Genomic DNA, 17,861 nt, shown 5'->3' with positions numbered 1-17,861 from the left:
TTGCTGTCTGCTGCCTGGGGAGTGGCCTGAGAGAGGCGCAGAAAAAAGCCGACGCAAGGACGTCGGCCAACAAAAAGTGCTTACAACAGAGGATTCACAGAGTCAGACCCGAGGATCTCCGACTTGGTTCCCTTGAATGTGTAATTAATTTTCAGCGCGCTTGAACATCAGGGTATTGGCGTCGGACTCTTCCGGTACAAAGTAGTAGCCGTCGGCATTGAAACCGGTCAGCTGTTCCACCCGGGTGAGCCGATGCTTGATGATATGGCGTGCCATCATGCCGCGGGCCTTCTTGGCGTAGAAGCTGATGATCTTGAACTGGCCGTTCTTCTCGTCCTTGAAGACCGGGGTGATGATGCGCCCCTGCAGGGCTTTCGGGCGCACCGACTTGAAATACTCGTCGGAGGCGAGGTTGATCAGTACGTCGTCCCTCTGGGCTGCCAGCGCCTTGTTCAGGTGCTCAGTGATGATGTCGCCCCAGAACTGGTAGAGGTCCTTGCCGCGCTGGTTGTCGAGGCGGATCCCCATCTCCAGGCGGTAGGGCATCATGAGGTCAAGCGGCCGCAGTACGCCATAAAGGCCGGAGAGCATGCGCAGGTGGGTCTGGGCGAAGTCGAGGTCGGCCTCGCTGAAATCTTCTACGGCCAGACCGGTGTAGACATCCCCCTTGAAGGCCAGCAGCGCCTGGCGGGCGTTGGCCGGCGTGAAGTCAGGCTGCCACTCGGCAAAGCGGGCGGCGTTGAGGCCGGCGAGCTTGTCGCTGATCTTCATCAGGCTGGCGATCTGGTCCGGGCTCAGTTGACGAGCCCGGGTGATCAGTGCTGCGGAGTGGTCCAGCAGTTCGGGTTGGGTGAAACGGGAGGTCACCAGGGGTGACTCGTAATCCAGCGTCTTGGCCGGGGAAACCACAATCAGCATAACTGTCCTTTACTAGCGGTGACGCACGCCCCTCATTCATCCAGGGTCACGTTGTCGAGAGTGCCTGCGCCCAGCTGCTCGCGACCCGACAGCTTGATGAGCAGTCGCAGGTCGTTGGCGGAGTCGGCATGGGCAAGGGCCTCACTGTAGCCAATTTGGCCGGCGCAGAACAGGCCGAACAGCGCCTGATCGAAGGTCTGCATGCCGAGCTCGCCGGATTTGGTCATCACCTCCTTGAGTCTGTGCATCTCTCCCTTGCGGATGATGTCGGTGACGAGCGGGGTGTTGAGCAGGATCTCGAAGGCGGCGACCCGGCGCTGCCCATGAGCGGAGGGGAGCAGCTGCTGGGCGACGATGGCGCGCAGGTTGAAGGAGAGATCGAACAGGAACTGGCGGTGCTTCTCCTGGGGGACCAGATGCAGGATGCGATCCAGCGCCTGGTTGGCATTGTTGGCGTGCAAGGTGGCGAGGCAGAGGTGCCCCGTCTCGGCGAACTGGATGGCGAACTCCATGGTCTCCTGGGAGCGGATTTCACCGATGAGGATGACATCCGGGGCCTGGCGCAGGGAGTTTTTGAGGGCGACATCGAAGGATGCGGTGTCGATCCCCACCTCTCGCTGGGTCACCAGACAGCGATCGTGCTGATGGACGAACTCCACCGGATCCTCCACCGTCAGGATGTGGCCGTCACCGTGCTGGTTGCGAAAGCCTATCATGGCCGCCTGGGTGGTGGACTTGCCGGCGCCAGTGGCGCCGACGAAGAGCACCAGCCCGCGTTTGGCCATGGCGACCTCCTGCAGGATGGGAGGCAGCACCAGCTCGTCAAAGGTGGGGATGCGGGTCTCGATGCGGCGCAGCACCATGCCCGGCATATCCTGTTGCCAGAAGGCGCTGACCCGAAAGCGCCCCAGCGAGCCTCGCTGGATGGCGTAGTTGGCCTCGCGGGTGTGCAGGAAGCGTTCGAAGTGGGTCTCGTCCAGGCTCTCCCTGATCAACGCCAGCGCCGTCGTCTTGTCGAGGGGGGCTGGTCCGAGCGACACCAGACGCCCGTTGACCTTGAGGGTCGGGGGAGCATCGACCGTGATGAAGAGATCCGAGCCCTTTTGTTCAACCAGTGCGGCGAGCAGAACATCCATGTTCATGGCGACTCCTTGGGTGTGCGAGCTTAAATGGTATTGGGATCGACCGCCTTGGCCTTGGCATCGAGGGAGGCGACGACCCCCCGGTTGACCAGCTGCTTGAGGCTCTGGTCCATGGTCTGCATGCCGTGGGTCATCCCGGTCTGGATGACGGAATAGAGCTGGGCCACCTTGTCTTCCCGGATGAGGTTTCGCACCGCCGGGATCCCCAGCATGATCTCGTGGGCCGCCACCCGGCCGCCACCGATACGCTTGAGCAGGGTCTGGGAGATGACCGCCCGCAGGGATTCGGAGAGCATGGATCGCACCATGTCCTTCTCCGAGCCGGGGAAGACGTCGATGATACGGTCGATGGTCTTGGCAGCCGAGGAGGTGTGCAGGGTGCCAAACACCAGGTGACCGGTTTCGGCGGCGGTCATGGCGAGGCGGATGGTTTCGAGGTCCCGCATTTCACCTACCAGGATGATATCCGGGTCTTCCCGCAGGGCCGAGCGCAGGGCGTTGCTGAAGCTCTTGGTGTCGCGGTGTACTTCCCGCTGGTTCACCAGGCAGCGCTTGTTCTCGTGCACGAATTCGATGGGATCCTCGATGGTGAGGATGTGGTGGTGGAAGTTGTCATTGATGTAATCGACCATGGCGGCCAGGGTGGTGGATTTGCCCGAGCCGGTGGGCCCAGTCACCAGCACCAGGCCGCGAGGGTACTCCGCTATCTTGCGAAATATCTCCGGCGCCCCCAGATCGTCCAGGGTCAGAACGGTGCTCGGGATGGTACGAAACACGGCGCCCGAGCCGCGCGCCTGCTGGAAGGCGTTGACCCGAAAGCGTGCCATGCCGGGTACTTCGAAGGAGAAGTCCACCTCGAAGTTCTCTTCCAGCTCCTTGCGCTGGTGGTCATTCATGATGTCGTAAATGAGAGCATGGACTTCCCGGTGATCCAGGGCGGGCAAATTGATCTTGCGAACCTCCCCATCAACCCTGATCATCGGGGGGACCCCGGCCGAGAGGTGTAGATCCGAGGCCTTATGCTTTACACTGAATGCCAATAACTCTGTGATATCCATAGATTTGTTATTCTCCCATCACAAGATTACGAACGAAATATGAGCCAGATTGCCCAGCACCTGCTTCAGGTAAAGGAACGTATTGTAGAGGCTGCCCGGCGTGTTGGCCGCAGCCCAGATCACATCCAGTTGCTTGCTGTCAGTAAAACCAAGCCGCTGGGGGACATTCAGGCTGCCTATGCCGCCGGTCAGCGGTGCTTTGGCGAATCCTACGCCCAGGAGGCCGCGCTCAAGATTGATGCCTTGCGCGAGCAGAACGCCTGTACAGACATAGAGTGGCACTTTATCGGCCCGCTGCAATCGAACAAGTCCAAGCTGGTGGCGGAGCGGTTCGACTGGGTTCAAAGTGTCGATCGCGACAAGCTCATCGAACGCCTCAACAATCAGAGACCGGGTGGGCTCGCGCCGCTAAATATCTGTCTGCAAATCAATATTAGCGGAGAGAGCAGCAAATCCGGTACGTCGGAGCAAGAGATTTTCCGCCTGGCCTCTCTGGTGGCCCAAAGCGAGCGGCTGCGGTTGCGCGGCCTGATGGCCATCCCCGAGCATACCCGCGACGAGGGGGTGCTGGCGGCCCAGATGGCGCGCATGCAGGCTCTGTTCACCGAGCTTGCGCAACAATACCCGAGCGTCGACACCCTTTCGATGGGGATGACCGAGGATCTCGAGCCGGCCATTGCCCATGGCAGCACCATGGTGCGGGTCGGGACCGCCATCTTCGGGGCCCGTGACTATTCATGAGCAAGAGCCGGGGCGAGAAACACCCCGGTCGTGCTTTTTTCAGGTAAACAGGCGCGTGTGATGCTGTCAGCCTGCACAGGCTGGGTCGGCATCCGCTGCGATGTCAGTAACAGGAGTGTTTGATGCAGCAGAGAACCCTCGCCTTCATCGGGGCAGGCAACATGAGCCGCAGTATCATTGCCGGCCTCATCCAGGCGGGTTACCCGGCAGAGCGTATCATCGCCGCCAATCCCAGCCGCCCCAAGCTGGACGAACTGGCCAGCCAGTTCGGCATCCGTATCACCCAGGACAACGCCGAGGCGGCCCGGGAGGCCGAGGTGATCGTGCTGGCGGTCAAGCCCCAGCTGATGGCGGACATGCTGACGGCGCTGGTGGCCGAGCTTGGCTCGCTGGATGGCAAGTTGCTCATCTCCATCGCCGCCGGCATTCGCGTCGCGCGCTTGCAGGAGATGGCGGGCGGTCACGATCGCATCATTCGCACCATGCCCAACACCCCCTCCTTGCTGGGGCTGGGGATGACCGGGCTCTATGCACCGCCCGCCATCGGGCAGGCCGATAGGGCTGTGGCCGAACAGATGATGCAATCCGTGGGCAAGACCCTCTGGGTGGATGAGGAGGCCGGCATCAACGGCGTCATTGCGGCGGCGGGCAGTGCCCCGGCCTACTTCTTCCTGTTCATGCAGGCGATTGCCGAGGAGGCCGAGGCCATGGGCTTTACGCCGGAGCAGGCTCGACTGCTGGTGCAGCAAACCGCCCTGGGGGCGGCCGCCATGGTGGAACAAAATCCCGATCTGTCGCTGCAGACCCTGCGCGAGCAGGTGACCAGCAAGGGCGGGACCACGGCCGAGGCCGTCAAGACATTCCAGGAGCAGGGGCTGATGCCGCTGACCGCAAGAGCCATGCAGGCGGCCGTTACCCGGGCCGGCGAAATGGAAACCCTTTTCTGAATCCCTTTTAGCAAGGAGCCCGGATGAACACGGCTTACTTTTTGATTAACACTGTCTTTGATCTCTACCTCATGGTGGTGCTGCTGCGGGTCTGGCTGCAGTGGGCGCGGGCCGACTTCTACAATCCCATGAGCCAGATGGTGGTCAAGCTGACCAACCCGCTGGTGGTGCCCCTGCGCCGCGTCATCCCGGGTTTTGGCGGGCTGGACATGGCCTCTGTGCTGCTGGCGCTGCTGATCGCCTTTGGCAAATTGTTCCTGCTCAAGAGCATGAATGTGCTGCAGGCGGACTGGCTCACTCTCTGTCTGTTTGCGACGCTCACCGTGTTGAAGAAAGCGGGTTCCATGATCTTCTGGATCCTGCTGATCCGCGCCATCCTGAGCTGGGTCAGCCAGGGTCGCAACCCCATTGAATACGTGATGCACCAGCTCACTGAACCCTTCCTGGCCCCCATTCGCCGCATCCTGCCTGCACTGGGCGGGCTGGATCTCTCCGTGCTGGTCGCCTTCATCGCGCTGCAGGCCATCAACTACCTGATGGGGGATCTGTTCGGCCAGTTGTGGTGGATGATCTGATGCCCGCCGTCCTGCTGGAAGGGGACGAGCTGGTGTTGCATCTGATGATCCAGCCCAAGGCGAGCCGGGATCAGATCATCGGATTGCACGGTGACGAGTTGAAAGTGGCCATCACGGCACCGCCGGTGGATGGTCAGGCCAACAGTCACCTGATCAAGTACCTGGCCAAGCAGTGCAAGGTGGCCAAGGGGCAGGTTCGCATCCTGCGGGGGGAGCTGGGTCGGCACAAGACGGTCGCCATCGACGCGCCAAAGCAGATCCCCGCCGAGATTGCCGCTCTGCTCGATAATCAGGATTGATACGAGAGGGATGACATCATGAAAACTGCCTGGATGAGTTGCCTGCTGGCACTCCTGATGACGCTGCCGCTGCGGGCTGAGCAGATGCAGGAGCTGGGCCCCTGGAAAGTGCACTACAGCGCGTTCAACTCCAGCTTCCTCACCCCCGAGGTAGCCAGGACCTATGGCCTGGAGCGCAGCCGCTATAACGGCATCGTCAATATCGCGGTGCAGAACAAGCAGGGGATGGCACAGGCGGTGGGGATCAGCGGCGAAGCCCGCAATCTGACCGGCACCCTTCGCCCCCTGAATTTTCAGGAGGTGAAAGAGGGGAATGCCATCTATTACCTGGCAGTGCTGCCCTATCGCAATGAGGACACCTACCAGTTCACCCTGAAGATCATGGGGGAGGGGCAGCAGCAGACGCTGACCTTCCAGCAGACCTTCTACGTCGACTAGATTGCAGGGTGAATGCAGATGCCCTGCCCCCACGGGGGCGGGGCATTTTTTTGCCCGGTGAACCTGTGCTCGACGTCAGTGGCTGGCCAGGGGATAGGTAAACAGGGCCAGGTGGGCGAAGTTGAACAGGAAGTGGAGCAGGATGGCGACACTGAGGCGCCCGCTCAGCTGGAACGCCAGGCCATAGCAGGCCCCCGCCAGCGCAGCGAACAACACCAGCAACGGGCCACCGGCAAGATGGGCTGCGCCGAACAGCAGGCTGGCGACCAGGAGACCTGCCCAGGGCGTGCTTCGGCTTGCCACCCCTTGCTGGATGCATCCCCGGAACAGCGCTTCTTCCGCCACACAGGTGAACAGCAGGTTGTTGAACGCGAACAGCCACCACCAGTGGGGCAGTCCCGCTTCGGGTTTGAGGGCGCCCAGTTGCCAAGCGGTGATGAGCAGGGCCGCGAGCGGCAGGATGAGCAGGGCCAGCGGCCGCCAGCGCATCGTTCCACCCGGGCCGAGCAGGCCGGGGATGGCCAGCAGCAGGGCGAAGAAAATGAGCGGCTTGTCCAGATTGAGGTAGAGGGTGAAGGGCACGCTGGCCGGGCCCGCCTGTACCTTGTCGAGCACCCTGAGATTGTCAAAGCCGGGCACCAGATGCAGCGTCAGGGCGAGGGACCACAGCAGGACCAGCGTCAGTGCGGCGCCGCGCCAGGGTGGGGGCAGGGTGGGGGTACGCCAGGCCAGCAGCAGACCGGCTAGGCTGACAAGAGCGGCGAGGGGCGCGAGTCGCTCAAGCCAGAGGGCGGTAAGCAGGGCAAGTCCCAGCAGGAGCATGCCGGGCCTGGTCCGGCGGGCGAGGCAGCAGAGTACGGCCAGCCCCAGGACGAGCCAGATGAGGATATCGGGGAGTGGTAACATCGAGTCTCCTTGTATGAATGAAGGGCGCACCTTAACGATCCCCATGGTCTGGTTCAAGGAAAAGGGACTGGCCGGCAGAAGACGCGCAATGAAAAGCCGGAGCTGGGCTCCGGCTTGGGCGGCGGCAAGATGTCACCGAGAGAGGCGATGGCCTTCCCGTATCAGCGACCGGACTCGGCGATGACCCGGGCGATGATGTCGGCGCGTTTGCTGGCTTCCAGCTCGCCCAGGGCGATGAGACCGGCCTTGAAGATGACGTTCTTCGGCAGACTGACGTCATCCAGAGTGGTGATGGCCTCGACGTGCATGCCGTTCAGGCGGCTGGCATCGCGCGGGCTCAGGTTGACCTGGGTGTTCAGCACCTGCTTGCCCTTCTTCTTGGGCTGGGCGGGTTTCTTCGGTTGATCCAGCTCGTCTTCCGGCAGTTCGTCATCAAAATCGTAAATGGACATAGTCAATCCTGTTGGGTTGCAAGGGGCATGCTCGCCCGAATGGGGGTAATCAGCCCATATCCTCGTTGCGGATAAAGGCGCGCCAGGAGCCGAGTACCTGGGCAAAATCTTCCAGCCCGCACATGGCCAGCTGTTCATCATCGTAGTAGGCGAGATCGTCGAGATCCTCATCCTGCTCGATATTGAGGACATTGGCCTTCACCTCGGCTTCCTCGTGGGTCAGCAGCAGGGAGTAGTCGCCCCCCAGCAGCCGGTATTCGGTGCGGGCCCGGCTGGAGAGCTGGTCGATGATGGCGAACAGCTCGTCGAGCTTCTCCTCATCCTTGCCCACCTCGTCGATCAACCACTGGCCGATGGCTTCATGGCCCATGGAGAACCGGGCGCGATAGCCACCGAACGGGTCGCGGCGAAATTCATAATCCATAGCGGAGTCCATATCGGAGGGTGAAACCACCACGGCGCAAAGCGGCATGATGCCGGATCCTTGATCCATGGTGGGGCACTGATAGCGTAAAGTGGCCTATTCTAGCGATCCCCCCCGCGCTTGTCTTGATGATGTGGGATCTTTAACGGGTGATCCCGGTGATGGCGCACGCCGGGGACCCTGTCAACGAATGGTATGGAGAGGCAATGCAGCTCAACGACGCGCTCGCGCATCAGATAGTCAGCCGGGCGATGAAGATCCTCTCGTTCTCGGTCAACGTCATGGATGAACGGGGACTCATCATTGCGTCCGGCAATCCGGAGCGGCTGCACCAGCGCCACGAGGGGGCCGTGCTGGCCCTGACCGAGAACCGGGTGGTGGAGATAAGCGAGGCCACCGCCCGGGAGCTCAAGGGGGTGAGGCCCGGCATCAACCTGCCCATCGCCTATCAGGGGGAGCTGCTCGGCGTCATCGGCATCTCTGGGGATCCGGACATCGTGCGTGCTTACGCCGAGCTGGTGCGCATGACCGCCGAGCTCATCCTGGAACAGGCTGCACTCACCGAGCAGTTGCAGTGGGACAAGCGCCACAAGGAGGAGCTGGTGTTGCAGCTCATTCGCGGCGAAGGGCGGGCCGATCAACTGCAACAGGTGGCCCGCTTCCTCGAGCTGGATCTCGCCCAGCCCCGGGTGGTGGCCGTGCTGGCGCTGGAGGAGGCCGAGCCCGCCCAGGTGAGGGAGCTGGTTCACCTGCTGGAAAACCCGGAGCGGGACAACCTGGTGGCCATCAACGGCCTGGACGAGATAGTGGTGCTCAAACCCGCCCAGCTCAGCGACGGCGTCTGGCAGTCGGCGCAGGAGCGCAGCCGGATCCGGCAGCTGCTCTCCCGTATTCCCCATTTCAAGGTTCGCATCGGGGTGGGTGATTACTTCGCCGGCATCCCCGGGCTGGCGCTCTCCTACCAGACGGCGCGAGACACCTTGCGCCGTGGCATGCGCCAGTCGCCCCGCAAGCAGGTCTATTTCTTCGAGGATTACCGGCTCTCAGTGCTGCTCGGCACCCTGGCGGACTCTTGGCAGGCGGATCAGCTGCGGGCTCCGCTGCAAAAGCTGGCGCAGGAGGACACAAAGGGAACGCTGCAAAAGACGCTGCGCCAATATTTCTTGCAGGATTGTGATCTGCATCCCTGTGCCGAAGCCCTGTTCATTCACCCCAACACCCTGCGTTATCGACTGACCCGGATAGAGCAGATAACCGGTTTGAATTTCAACAAGTTAGATGACAAGTTTCTGCTCTATCTCGGGCTCAGTCTCGATAGCTGATTTGTCTTTTCCAACAAAAATGCAAGGCCGGTAAATGCTTTTTTTGGTTTTATGGCCAAAGCATTCCAGGCGGGGATCCCCATAATGGCGCCACTCATTACAACAACAAGGTGCCCGTCATGATCCCAGTCTCCGCGCTCGGCGCGCTCGCCGCGCTTTCCATCGCCATCTTCCTCATCCTGAAGAAGGTGCCGCCCGCTTACGGCATGATTGTCGGTGCCCTGGCCGGTGGCCTGATCGGTGGCGCCGACCTGACCCAGACCGTCGCCCTGATGATCGGCGGCGCCCAGGGGATCACCACGGCAGTGATGCGGATCCTGGCGGCGGGTGTGCTGGCCGGGGTGCTCATCGAATCGGGCGCCGCCACCACCATCGCCGAGACCATCGTCAAGAAACTCGGCGAAACCCGCGCCCTGCTGGCCCTGGCGCTGGCCACCCTGATCCTGACCGCGGTCGGCGTCTTCGTGGACGTGGCCGTCATCACGGTCGCCCCCATTGCGCTGGCCATCGCCCGCCGTGCCGATCTCTCCAAGGCGGCCATCCTGCTGGCGATGATAGGCGGTGGCAAGGCGGGCAACGTCATGTCTCCCAACCCCAACGCCATCGCGGCAGCCGATGCCTTCCACCTGCCTCTCACCTCGGTGATGGCGGCGGGCATCATTCCCGGCCTGTTCGGTCTGGTGATGGCCTACTGGCTCGCCAAGCGCCTCAACAACCGGGGCAGCAAGGTGGCCGCCGACGAGGTGGTGAGCGTTGATGGTGCCAAGTTGCCCGGCTTTGCCGCCGCCATCAGTGCACCCCTGGTCGCCATCCTGCTGCTGGCCCTGCGTCCCATCGCCGGCATCGTGGTGGACCCGCTCATTGCGCTGCCTCTCGGCGGCCTGGTGGGGGCCCTGATGATGGGCAAGTTCACCAAGGTGAACCAGTTTGCCGTCTCGGGCCTGGCCCGCATGGCGCCGGTGGCCATCATGCTGCTGGGGACGGGTACCCTGGCGGGCATCATCGCCAACTCCGGCCTGAAAGATGTGCTCATCAGTGGCCTGACCGCTTCCGGTTTGCCCTCCTATCTGCTGGCCCCCATCTCCGGTGCCCTGATGTCGCTGGCGACCGCCTCGACCACGGCCGGGACTGTGGTGGCCTCCAACGTGTTCAGCGCCACTCTGATTGAACTGGGGATCAGCAGCCTGGCAGGGGCCGCCATGATCCACGCCGGCGCCACCGTGTTTGACCACATGCCCCACGGCTCCTTCTTCCATGCCACCGGCGGCAGCGTCCACATGGGCGTCGGCGAGCGACTCAAGCTCATCCCCTACGAAACCGCGGTCGGTCTGACCATCGCCGTTGTCTCCACCCTGATGTTTGGCGTGTTTGGCCTCGCCTAAGGAACTGATATGAAAATTGTGATCGCCCCCGATTCATTCAAGGAGAGCCTGAGCGCCATGGCGGTGGCCGATGCCATCGAGGCCGGTTTCAAGCAGGTGCTGCCGGATGCCACCTACGTCAAGCTGCCCATGGCCGATGGCGGCGAGGGGACGGTGCAGTCTCTGGTGGATGCCACCGGTGGTCGCATCCTGCCGGTCGAGGTGACCGCCCCCCTCGGCAACAGGGTGCAGGGCTTCGTGGGCCTGCTGGGGGATGGCAAGCGCGCCGTCATCGAGATGGCGGCGGCCTCCGGCCTCCATCTGGTTGCGCCCGAGCTGCGCAATCCGCGGCTCACCTCCAGTGTCGGCACCGGGGAGCTGATCCTGGCCGCGCTGGAGATGGGGGTGAACCACCTCATCCTCGGCATCGGCGGCAGCGCCACCAATGACGGCGGTGCTGGCATGATCCAGGCACTCGGCGGCAAGCTCCTGAAAGCAGATGGTACCCCCATCGCGCCGGGCGGTGCCGGTCTGGCCGAGCTGGCCACCATCGACCTGAGCGGGCTGGATCCCCGTCTGACCGGACTCACCATCGAGGTGGCCTGCGACGTGGACAATCCGCTGTGCGGCCCGAAAGGGGCGTCCGCCGTGTTCGGTCCGCAGAAGGGGGCAACCCCCGAGATGGTGGCCGAGCTGGATGCCAATCTGGCCCGTTACGCGGACTGCATCGAGCAGGCGCTTGGCAAGCAGGTGAAGGAGATCCCGGGAACGGGGGCCGCAGGCGGCATGGGGGCAGCCCTGGTGGGGCTGCTCGGCGCCGAGCTCAAACCCGGCATCCGGATCGTCATCGAGGCGCTGAACCTGGCCGAGGCGGTGGCCGATGCGGATCTGGTCATCACCGGCGAGGGCCGCATCGACAGCCAGACCATCCACGGCAAGACGCCCATCGGGGTGGCTCGCTGTGCCAAGCAGTTCGGCAAGCCGGTGATCGGCATCGCCGGATGCCTCACCGATGACTGCGGCGTGGTGCACGAGCACGGACTGGATGCGGTATTCGCCGTGGTCAATCGGGCCATGTCCCTGCCGGAGGCGCTGGCCACCGCCACCACCAACCTGCAGCTCACGGCCCGCAACGTGGCGGCTCTCTACCTGCTGCGCAAATGACCCTCTCTCCTGGCCGATGCGGTGCATCGGCCTGACCCTGCCCCGTGCAGCAGAGTGAGCGGCCCGGCGTGGCACCTCTGACGCACTTGCCGATCCTTGGGTCGGCTTTTTTTATTATCCTGCTGTCTTTCATATGGTTTTTGTATTCTGACAAGGGGCTTTGCGGCATAGTGATCTCCCGACAGTGAAGGAGCCACGAGAAACAAGGCCCGCCTGAGGGAGGGATTCCCATTCCGGGGGGGCAATATGCGAGGAGCGAGCCATGATCCTGCTGACCCTGGGGGTGGTGTTGTTCACCCTGACTCATCTCTACCCCTGTTTTGCGGCACAGCACCGCGCCCGTCTGCGGGATCGGCTGGGGGAGAACCGCTACAAGGGGCTCTTCTCGCTGTTGGTGTTCGTCGCCATCGGCTGCATCCTCGCAGGCTGGCGCAGTGCCAGCCCCATGCCCCTCTATTTTCTGCCTGTCTGGGGGCCCACCCTGGTGATGGGGGTCATGCCGATCGCCCTTATCCTGCTGTGCGCGGGGCAGGGGGCGAACCATTTCCGCCGTTGGCTGGTGCATCCCCAGCTGCTCGGGGTGCTGCTCTGGTCGGGGGCCCATCTGGCGGTGAACAGCGAGGCGCGCTCCCTGGTGCTATTTGGCGGGCTCGGTCTCTGGGCTCTCATCAGCATCGTCTGGATTTCGATGCGGGAGTGGGGCCGTCACCCCCGTGCCGCCGCCACCTGGCAGGGGACGGGGATCAGTCTGGGGGCGGGGCTGGCCCTCACGGCTCTGCTTATCTTCTGGGGACACGGCTGGCTGACCGGGATCCCCCTGCACTGAATCCCTGAACCAGATTCCGGGATCTTGCGTATGATGGACAAAACAATGGGAGTCACGTCGATGAAATGGTTCACCCTGCTGCTGATGCTCGGCTCGGGTGCGGTCTCCGCCGCCTGCCCCGATTACTTCAACGTGGAGATGCGGGAGCTCAACAGCACCCAGCGCCACAACCTCTGCCAGTTGACCGAGGGCAAGGTGGTGCTGGTGGTCAACACCGCCTCCTACTGCGGTTACAGCGGTCAGTTCCGGGATCTGGAAGCCCTCTATCAGGGCTACAAGGAGAAGGGGCTGATGGTGCTGGGCTTCCCTTCCAACGATTTCTGGCAGGAGGCGGGCAACGAGAACAAGACCGCCGAGGTGTGCCGCCGGGACTACGGGGTGACCTTCCCCATGTTCAACCGGGTGGCGGTGCGGGGTTCGGATGCAGTGCCTCTGTTCAAGGGGCTGGCCGCGGCTGCTGACGGTGATGCGCCCAACTGGAACTTCCACAAGTACCTGGTCGGGCGGGACGGCAAGCTGATTGCGAGCTATGGCGCCAACCAGAATCCGTCGGATGATCCTCTCAAACAGCAGATCATCGATGCCCTGGGGCACTGACCCTACCCCATGGCGGGCCGCTCTGGAATAATGCGGCCCCGCCATCCACTCCGGTGACACCGTGCTGCAACGTCTTCCCCAAATGGTGATCTTCGATGCCCTGGTTCGTGAACAGGGCATCTCGGCGGCTGCGCGCCGCCTCGGGGTCTCCAAATCCCACATCAGCAAGCAGCTCGTCCTGCTGGAAACCGCGCTCGGCGCCCAGCTGGTACAGCGCACTACCCGTCGTTTCGGGCTCACCGAACTGGGTCAGGAGTATGCCCGCCACTGCCGCGCTCTGGTGGCGGTGGCACTGGAGGCGGAGTCCATGGTGGCGGAGCGCCGTGGCAAGGTGAGCGGTGTGCTCCATCTGGGGGTTGGTCAATCCTTCGGGCGGTTGCACGTGATCCCGCGCCTCAAGGCGTTTCAAGCACGTTATCCGGATCTGGAGCTGGAGGTGTCCCTGTTCGATCACCGCACCAATCTGGTGGATGAGGGGCTGGATCTCTGGATCACCACCTACGAGGACAAACCTGAGTCCCTGGTAGGGCAGCGACTGGCAGACATCGGCTTCGTGCTGGTGGCCTCGCCGGATTATCTGCTGAGTCACGGCACGCCACTGCACCCCAGGGATCTGGCCCATCACAATTGCATCACCTACCAGAGCCGGGAGCGGCGCTACCACGAGTGGTCGTTTCGCCAGGGCAAGGAGCGCCAGACGGTGCAGGTGGCGGGCAACTATCGGGTGGATCTGGCGGAAGCGGTGCGGGACGCCGCCCTGGCCGGGCTCGGCATCGCCTATGTGGCCAACTACCTGCTGGACAAGGAGCTGCAATCTGGTCAGCTCATCCCTCTGCTGCCCCAGTGGCAACCGAACCAGAAGATGGCGGTGCACGCCGTCTATGCCAGGCGAGAGCATCTGGATCCCAAGATCCGCCTCTTCATCGACTTCCTCAAGGAGAGCTTCGGACCCGGGCCCTACTGGGCGCAGCGACTCGCACCCTGGCTCGGGGGGAAATTGTCCGGCACCGAGGAATAATCGTTTCCATACAAGAACACTGGCGTGAGTGCGGTTTCAAAGTTGTGTCAAATCAGTCAGTTGGCGCAACCGATATCGTGCAAACGTTTTTGCTAACAGGGTTGTAACCCGGCGGGGTTGCGGCGGTGAGGGGAGGGGAGCAGAATCCGCGCCCATCTTCAGCCTCACTGGATGGAATCCCCATGATTGCCCTGCTTGGTATCCTGAGCATCCTGGCCCTGGCCGCACTCTGCTCTGATAATCGTCGTCGTATCCCGTTGCGAACAGTGGGCTTTGCCCTCTGCCTGCAAGTGCTCTTCGCCGCCCTGGTGCTCTGGCTGCCCGCCGGTCAGCAGGTATTGAACGGTGTCAGCGAGAGCGTCAGCAGCGTCATCGGCTACGGCCAGGAGGGGATTGCCTTCCTGTTCGGGGATCTGGCCAAGTTCAAGCTGGGCTTCATCTTCGCCTTCAACGTGCTGCCGGTGATCATCTTCTTCTCCGCGCTGATCGCCATCCTCTATCACATCGGCCTGATGCCCAAAGTGATCGCCCTGCTCGGCGGCGGCCTGCAGAAATTGCTGGGCACCGGCCGCGCCGAGAGCCTCTCTGCCACCGCCAACATCTTTGTCGGCATGGTGGAAGCGCCGCTGGTGGTCAAACCCTATCTCTCCAGGATGTCCGATTCCCAGTTCTTTGCGGTGATGAGCTGCGGACTGGCCTCGGTAGCTGGCGGCACCCTGGTGGGCTACGCCAGCATCGGGGTCGAGCTGAAATACCTGATTGCGGCGGCCTTCATGTCCGCCCCTGCCGGGCTTGCCATGGCCAAGATCCTGGTGCCGCCCGCCGCGCAAGAGGAAGATCACCACGAAGACGTGGAGATCACCCGCGCCACCAACGTCATTGAAGCGGCCGCCGATGGTGCCATGGCGGGTCTCAACATCGCCGTCGCCGTGGGGGCGACCCTGCTGGCCTTCGTCGGCGTGATCGCCCTGCTCAACGGCCTGCTGGGCTGGGCCGGCGACCTGGTGGGGCTGGAGCTGAGCTTCCAGATCATCCTGGGCTGGCTGTTTGCCCCCGTTTCCTGGCTCATTGGCGTTCCCTGGGATCAGGCCCAGGCGGCTGGTGCCCTGATCGGCACCAAGATCGTCATCAACGAGTTCGTCGCCTTCATCGCCCTGGTGCAGGATCAGACCCTGAACGAGTCGAGCAAGGCCATCGTCACCTTCGCCCTGTGCGGTTTCGCCAATATCTCTTCCATGGCGATCCTCATCGGCGGCCTGGGGGCCATGGTGCCGGAGCGCAAGTCCTTCATCGCCCGCTACGGCATGCGCGCCATCCTGGCGGGGGTGCTGGCAAACCTGATGAGCGCCTCCCTGGCAGGCTTGTTCCTCGCCCTCTGATAGACCCTGGAAGTCAGCACCTTCCGGTCATTGCCCGCTTCGGCGGGCTTTTTTGCACCCGGTTGCAGGCAAAAAAAAGCGCCTCTGGGGAGGCGCAGGGAAAAGACAGATTGGAAGCGTCACATGGGTGCCACCTGAATGAGGGATGAGCCGTCCCATCCAAGTGTGAAGCCATGATGCCTGATGCTCTCTGAAGCGCTTCTGAGGCGATTCTTCATACTGTGTTCATTTTCAAAATGCTGCTGCAATGTGATTTTTAAATTATTGATGCTGAAATAAAATAAATAATCAGTGATTTATTTTGCTGCGCGGCTCAAAGGAAAGATGAATCGGGGCGGTGGGCATGCTCCTGCCATGGGGCGGATCCGGCGGCAGATTATCCCGGTGCAGGCTCAACACATCACGCAACCATACTGTCAGATGGCAAGCAACCAGCATGTGATGGAGATTCTGTCCGTCATGGGCAGTGCAACGCCGCCTGCGGTCTTCTGTTGGGCCCAGCAACTCGTATGTGATGAAGATGCCGCTCGTCAGAGGATCCGCGCAAGTGGCCTGCGGTCTGTGGTGCCTGCACCCGCAACCCGCATTTGACAGGAGGCGCACCCTTTCATGGGGTCAGCGCGAAGTGGTCTGCGGTCTCCTGCTCCAGTGCCAGCAACCAGCGCTTGATGGGGATACCTCCCCCATAGCCGGTCAGTTCACCGCTGCGCCCTATGACCCTGTGGCAGGGCACTATGATGCTGAGGGGATTGCGGCCGTTGGCGGCGCCCACTGCCCGCACGGCCCTGGGGTTGCCGATGGCCTCTGCAATCTGGAGGTAGCTGACGGTCTCGCCGTAGGGAATGTCGCACAACGCCCGCCACACGGCCTGCTGGAATGGTGTGCCCGTGGCGGCCAGGGGGAGATCGAAGCGCCGCAGGCGGCCGGCAAAGTAGGCGGCAAATTGCTCGACAAAGGGGGCCAGGGCGGCATCATCCCGCTGCCACTCCGCTTGCGGCAGGACGGGGCGCTCCCCTTGCATGAATTCCACGTGGCGCAGCCCGGCCCCATCGATGGCGATGAGCAGGGGCCCCTTGGCACATTCACAAAAGCTGTACTGCATTCTCTTGTCCTCGGGGTTGTGGCAGGTCACTCCAGCACGGGCTTGCCGCGGGTGGATTTGATCTCTCCCTTGCGTTTCTTGGCATCGACCCGCTTGCGTTGGGAGCTGCGGGTCGGCTTGGTGGCGTGGCGGGCCTTGGGGCGCCACGCGGCTTTTTTCAGCAGCTCGGTCAGGCGGCTCATGGCCTCCTTGCGATTCATGTCCTGGCTGCGATGGGTCTCGACCCTGATCTGGATGAAGCCGTCGTGAACCCGGTTGTCGCTGAGCCGCTCCAGTCCCTCCTTGTAGAGCGGCGGCAGGCTGGGGGAGTCGCGATAATCGAAGCGCAGCCAGACGGCGGAGTCGGTCTTGTTGACGTGCTGGCCGCCATTGCCCTGGGCCCGCATGGTCTGGAATTGCAGTTCATGCCAGGGGATGATCACGCTGTTGGAGATGACTAACATGGGGTGATGCTCTCATTTGGTGCATCAAGGGAGTCTGGTGCAGCTTGGTGCCTCATTATGGGGCGAGATGCGCTTCCTTGGTGATCCTGAGCCTTTCTGGCTCAGAGTCTCATGTCTATCTATATGAAAATAAACGATAAAAATACTTGGCACAAGAATTGATGACCCATTCGTGACATACCATGGATTGGGAGCAACCAGATGAAGCTGATTACTGCGATTATCAAACCTTTCAAGTTGGACGACGTGCGCGAGGCCATCGCCAACCTGGGGGTGGAAGGCCTGACCGTCTCCGAAGTGAAGGGTTTTGGTCGCCAGAAGGGGCACACCGAATTATACCGGGGAGCCGAGTACCAGGTCGACTTTCTGCCGAAGGTGAAGCTGGAGATCGCTACCGCAGACGAGAACGTCGAAGGGGTGATCGAGGCCATCTGCAAGGCGGCCTATACCGGCAAGATCGGTGACGGCAAGATTTTCGTCTATGACCTGCTGCAAGCGGTGCGTATTCGTACTGGTGAGAGCGACGACGAGGCGCTCTGAGTACGCTCCTTTGCCCGGCCGGGTCGGGCAAAGGTCCGGGCAGGTTCTGCCGACAGTGTGAATGGGTGGTCGTCGAAAGACCGGATGGGATTCCATCCGGTCTTTTTGTTTGGCCGCTGATTAAATAGATCGTTCCAACCCAGCAAACCGCCTTGATCCTCTCCTCCCGATTCATGCAGAATGCAAACGAAAATGGTTATCACTCTTTA

Annotated in this window: 21 protein-coding genes; 13 read left to right on the top strand and 8 right to left on the bottom strand. The window is 62.3% G+C overall.

The genetic code is table 11. The features are described 5' to 3' along the window. Nucleotides 1–144 precede the first annotated feature (144 nt). From yaaA to tapT, 3 genes are read right to left on the bottom strand one after another with little or no spacing between them, the layout of a single operon-like run. Nucleotides 145–918: a peroxide stress protein YaaA gene (gene yaaA / locus AB5Y89_RS09070; protein WP_323934456.1), complete on the bottom strand. Its 774-nt coding sequence runs from the start codon at nt 916–918 to the stop codon at nt 145–147. A gap of 32 nt (nt 919–950) precedes the next feature. Continuing rightward, complete coding sequence (locus AB5Y89_RS09065) at nt 951–2,060, bottom strand: PilT/PilU family type 4a pilus ATPase (RefSeq protein WP_041214461.1); 1,110 nt, start codon at nt 2,058–2,060, stop codon at nt 951–953. Nucleotides 2,061–2,083: 23 nt separating this feature from the next. Further along, nucleotides 2,084–3,118, bottom strand: a complete 1,035-nt coding sequence (gene tapT / locus AB5Y89_RS09060) for a type IVa pilus ATPase TapT (protein WP_010673050.1) — start codon at nt 3,116–3,118, stop codon at nt 2,084–2,086. Between the two features lie 39 nt (nt 3,119–3,157). Between tapT and AB5Y89_RS09055 the strand changes: the two genes are divergently transcribed. The 5 genes from AB5Y89_RS09055 (at nt 3,158) to AB5Y89_RS09035 (ending at nt 6,118) form a co-directional block, all read left to right on the top strand. Continuing rightward, entirely contained in the window at nt 3,158–3,859 is a 702-nt protein-coding gene (locus AB5Y89_RS09055; protein WP_263308808.1) for a YggS family pyridoxal phosphate-dependent enzyme, read from the top strand. Nucleotides 3,860–3,981: 122 nt separating this feature from the next. Next, complete coding sequence (gene proC, locus AB5Y89_RS09050) at nt 3,982–4,806, top strand: pyrroline-5-carboxylate reductase (RefSeq protein WP_368223577.1); 825 nt, start codon at nt 3,982–3,984, stop codon at nt 4,804–4,806. A 23-nt stretch (nt 4,807–4,829) separates the two neighbouring features. Beyond that, nucleotides 4,830–5,381, top strand: coding sequence for a YggT family protein (locus AB5Y89_RS09045; protein ID WP_103260855.1), 552 nt, complete (start codon nt 4,830–4,832; stop codon nt 5,379–5,381). Next, complete coding sequence (yggU, locus tag AB5Y89_RS09040; protein ID WP_041210939.1) at nt 5,381–5,680, top strand: DUF167 family protein YggU; 300 nt, start codon at nt 5,381–5,383, stop codon at nt 5,678–5,680. Before AB5Y89_RS09045 ends, yggU begins: the two co-directional genes overlap by 1 nt. Nucleotides 5,681–5,698: 18 nt before the next feature. Further along, nucleotides 5,699–6,118, top strand: coding sequence for a DUF4426 domain-containing protein (locus AB5Y89_RS09035; RefSeq protein WP_319884623.1), 420 nt, complete (start codon nt 5,699–5,701; stop codon nt 6,116–6,118). Between the two features lie 75 nt (nt 6,119–6,193). Here the strand turns inward: AB5Y89_RS09035 and AB5Y89_RS09030 are convergent, their stop codons facing one another. The 3 genes from AB5Y89_RS09030 to AB5Y89_RS09020 form a co-directional block, all read right to left on the bottom strand. Further along, a complete protein-coding gene (locus tag AB5Y89_RS09030) occupies nt 6,194–7,024 on the bottom strand; it encodes a lysostaphin resistance A-like protein (RefSeq protein WP_368223574.1) in 831 nt (276 codons plus the stop codon). A 161-nt stretch (nt 7,025–7,185) separates the two neighbouring features. Next, nucleotides 7,186–7,476, bottom strand: coding sequence for a hypothetical protein (locus AB5Y89_RS09025; RefSeq protein ID WP_039039963.1), 291 nt, complete (start codon nt 7,474–7,476; stop codon nt 7,186–7,188). A gap of 49 nt (nt 7,477–7,525) precedes the next feature. Continuing rightward, entirely contained in the window at nt 7,526–7,900 is a 375-nt protein-coding gene (locus tag AB5Y89_RS09020; protein ID WP_039039964.1) for a YacL family protein, read from the bottom strand. 206 nt (nt 7,901–8,106) lie between these two features. Here AB5Y89_RS09020 and AB5Y89_RS09015 point away from each other — a divergent pair, with 206 nt between their 5' ends. The 7 genes from AB5Y89_RS09015 (at nt 8,107) to AB5Y89_RS08985 (ending at nt 15,567) form a co-directional block, all read left to right on the top strand. Next, nucleotides 8,107–9,222, top strand: a complete 1,116-nt coding sequence (locus AB5Y89_RS09015; protein WP_039039965.1) for a sugar diacid recognition domain-containing protein — start codon at nt 8,107–8,109, stop codon at nt 9,220–9,222. 119 nt (nt 9,223–9,341) lie between these two features. After that, nucleotides 9,342–10,604, top strand: coding sequence for a GntP family permease (locus AB5Y89_RS09010; protein ID WP_042014914.1), 1,263 nt, complete (start codon nt 9,342–9,344; stop codon nt 10,602–10,604). A 9-nt stretch (nt 10,605–10,613) separates the two neighbouring features. Further along, on the top strand, nt 10,614–11,747 hold the full coding sequence (locus tag AB5Y89_RS09005; protein ID WP_041210943.1) for a glycerate kinase: 1,134 nt from the start codon (nt 10,614–10,616) through the stop codon (nt 11,745–11,747). Between the two features lie 262 nt (nt 11,748–12,009). Further along, complete coding sequence (locus AB5Y89_RS09000) at nt 12,010–12,573, top strand: NnrU family protein (protein ID WP_368223572.1); 564 nt, start codon at nt 12,010–12,012, stop codon at nt 12,571–12,573. A gap of 60 nt (nt 12,574–12,633) precedes the next feature. Continuing rightward, on the top strand, nt 12,634–13,170 hold the full coding sequence (locus tag AB5Y89_RS08995) for a glutathione peroxidase (RefSeq protein ID WP_010673063.1): 537 nt from the start codon (nt 12,634–12,636) through the stop codon (nt 13,168–13,170). Between the two features lie 82 nt (nt 13,171–13,252). Further along, nucleotides 13,253–14,188, top strand: a complete 936-nt coding sequence (locus AB5Y89_RS08990; RefSeq protein ID WP_368223676.1) for a LysR family transcriptional regulator — start codon at nt 13,253–13,255, stop codon at nt 14,186–14,188. Between the two features lie 182 nt (nt 14,189–14,370). Next, the gene (locus AB5Y89_RS08985; RefSeq protein ID WP_368223569.1) at nt 14,371–15,567 is read left to right on the top strand and encodes a NupC/NupG family nucleoside CNT transporter; all 1,197 of its coding nucleotides are present in this window, start codon (nt 14,371–14,373) and stop codon (nt 15,565–15,567) included. Between the two features lie 607 nt (nt 15,568–16,174). On the opposite strand, the gene AB5Y89_RS08980 is transcribed toward AB5Y89_RS08985, so the two are convergent. Both AB5Y89_RS08980 and arfB read right to left on the bottom strand, forming a co-directional pair. Then, a complete protein-coding gene (locus tag AB5Y89_RS08980; RefSeq protein WP_286700349.1) occupies nt 16,175–16,669 on the bottom strand; it encodes a methylated-DNA--[protein]-cysteine S-methyltransferase in 495 nt (164 codons plus the stop codon). A gap of 26 nt (nt 16,670–16,695) precedes the next feature. After that, nucleotides 16,696–17,112, bottom strand: a complete 417-nt coding sequence (gene arfB / locus AB5Y89_RS08975; protein WP_053288110.1) for an alternative ribosome rescue aminoacyl-tRNA hydrolase ArfB — start codon at nt 17,110–17,112, stop codon at nt 16,696–16,698. A gap of 201 nt (nt 17,113–17,313) precedes the next feature. Between arfB and glnK the strand changes: the two genes are divergently transcribed. Then, nucleotides 17,314–17,652, top strand: a complete 339-nt coding sequence (gene glnK, locus AB5Y89_RS08970) for a P-II family nitrogen regulator (RefSeq protein WP_005332325.1) — start codon at nt 17,314–17,316, stop codon at nt 17,650–17,652. The last annotated feature ends 209 nt before the right edge of the window (nt 17,653–17,861 follow it).

It is taken from the genome of Aeromonas sp. s4 (assembly GCF_040907855.1).
GTDB lineage: Bacteria > Pseudomonadota > Gammaproteobacteria > Enterobacterales > Aeromonadaceae > Aeromonas > Aeromonas caviae.
The sequence above is the reverse complement of the archived record's forward strand: the minus strand, read 5'-3'. Positions and strand labels throughout refer to the sequence as shown.

Excerpts from the sequence above, each read along its gene's own strand:
- yaaA (WP_323934456.1), bottom strand. The coding sequence starts at position 918 with ATGCTGATTGTGGTTTCCCCGGCCAAGACGCTGGATTACGAGTCACCC.
- AB5Y89_RS09065 (WP_041214461.1), bottom strand. The coding sequence starts at position 2,060 with ATGAACATGGATGTTCTGCTCGCCGCACTGGTTGAACAAAAGGGCTCG.
- tapT (WP_010673050.1), bottom strand. The coding sequence starts at position 3,118 with ATGGATATCACAGAGTTATTGGCATTCAGTGTAAAGCATAAGGCCTCG.
- AB5Y89_RS09055 (WP_263308808.1), top strand. The coding sequence starts at position 3,158 with ATGAGCCAGATTGCCCAGCACCTGCTTCAGGTAAAGGAACGTATTGTA.
- proC (WP_368223577.1), top strand. The coding sequence starts at position 3,982 with ATGCAGCAGAGAACCCTCGCCTTCATCGGGGCAGGCAACATGAGCCGC.
- AB5Y89_RS09045 (WP_103260855.1), top strand. The coding sequence starts at position 4,830 with ATGAACACGGCTTACTTTTTGATTAACACTGTCTTTGATCTCTACCTC.
- yggU (WP_041210939.1), top strand. The coding sequence starts at position 5,381 with ATGCCCGCCGTCCTGCTGGAAGGGGACGAGCTGGTGTTGCATCTGATG.
- AB5Y89_RS09035 (WP_319884623.1), top strand. The coding sequence starts at position 5,699 with ATGAAAACTGCCTGGATGAGTTGCCTGCTGGCACTCCTGATGACGCTG.
- AB5Y89_RS09030 (WP_368223574.1), bottom strand. The coding sequence starts at position 7,024 with ATGTTACCACTCCCCGATATCCTCATCTGGCTCGTCCTGGGGCTGGCC.
- AB5Y89_RS09025 (WP_039039963.1), bottom strand. The coding sequence starts at position 7,476 with ATGTCCATTTACGATTTTGATGACGAACTGCCGGAAGACGAGCTGGAT.
- AB5Y89_RS09020 (WP_039039964.1), bottom strand. The coding sequence starts at position 7,900 with ATGGATTATGAATTTCGCCGCGACCCGTTCGGTGGCTATCGCGCCCGG.
- AB5Y89_RS09015 (WP_039039965.1), top strand. The coding sequence starts at position 8,107 with ATGCAGCTCAACGACGCGCTCGCGCATCAGATAGTCAGCCGGGCGATG.
- AB5Y89_RS09010 (WP_042014914.1), top strand. The coding sequence starts at position 9,342 with ATGATCCCAGTCTCCGCGCTCGGCGCGCTCGCCGCGCTTTCCATCGCC.
- AB5Y89_RS09005 (WP_041210943.1), top strand. The coding sequence starts at position 10,614 with ATGAAAATTGTGATCGCCCCCGATTCATTCAAGGAGAGCCTGAGCGCC.
- AB5Y89_RS09000 (WP_368223572.1), top strand. The coding sequence starts at position 12,010 with ATGATCCTGCTGACCCTGGGGGTGGTGTTGTTCACCCTGACTCATCTC.
- AB5Y89_RS08995 (WP_010673063.1), top strand. The coding sequence starts at position 12,634 with ATGAAATGGTTCACCCTGCTGCTGATGCTCGGCTCGGGTGCGGTCTCC.
- AB5Y89_RS08990 (WP_368223676.1), top strand. The coding sequence starts at position 13,253 with ATGGTGATCTTCGATGCCCTGGTTCGTGAACAGGGCATCTCGGCGGCT.
- AB5Y89_RS08985 (WP_368223569.1), top strand. The coding sequence starts at position 14,371 with ATGATTGCCCTGCTTGGTATCCTGAGCATCCTGGCCCTGGCCGCACTC.
- AB5Y89_RS08980 (WP_286700349.1), bottom strand. The coding sequence starts at position 16,669 with ATGCAGTACAGCTTTTGTGAATGTGCCAAGGGGCCCCTGCTCATCGCC.
- arfB (WP_053288110.1), bottom strand. The coding sequence starts at position 17,112 with ATGTTAGTCATCTCCAACAGCGTGATCATCCCCTGGCATGAACTGCAA.
- glnK (WP_005332325.1), top strand. The coding sequence starts at position 17,314 with ATGAAGCTGATTACTGCGATTATCAAACCTTTCAAGTTGGACGACGTG.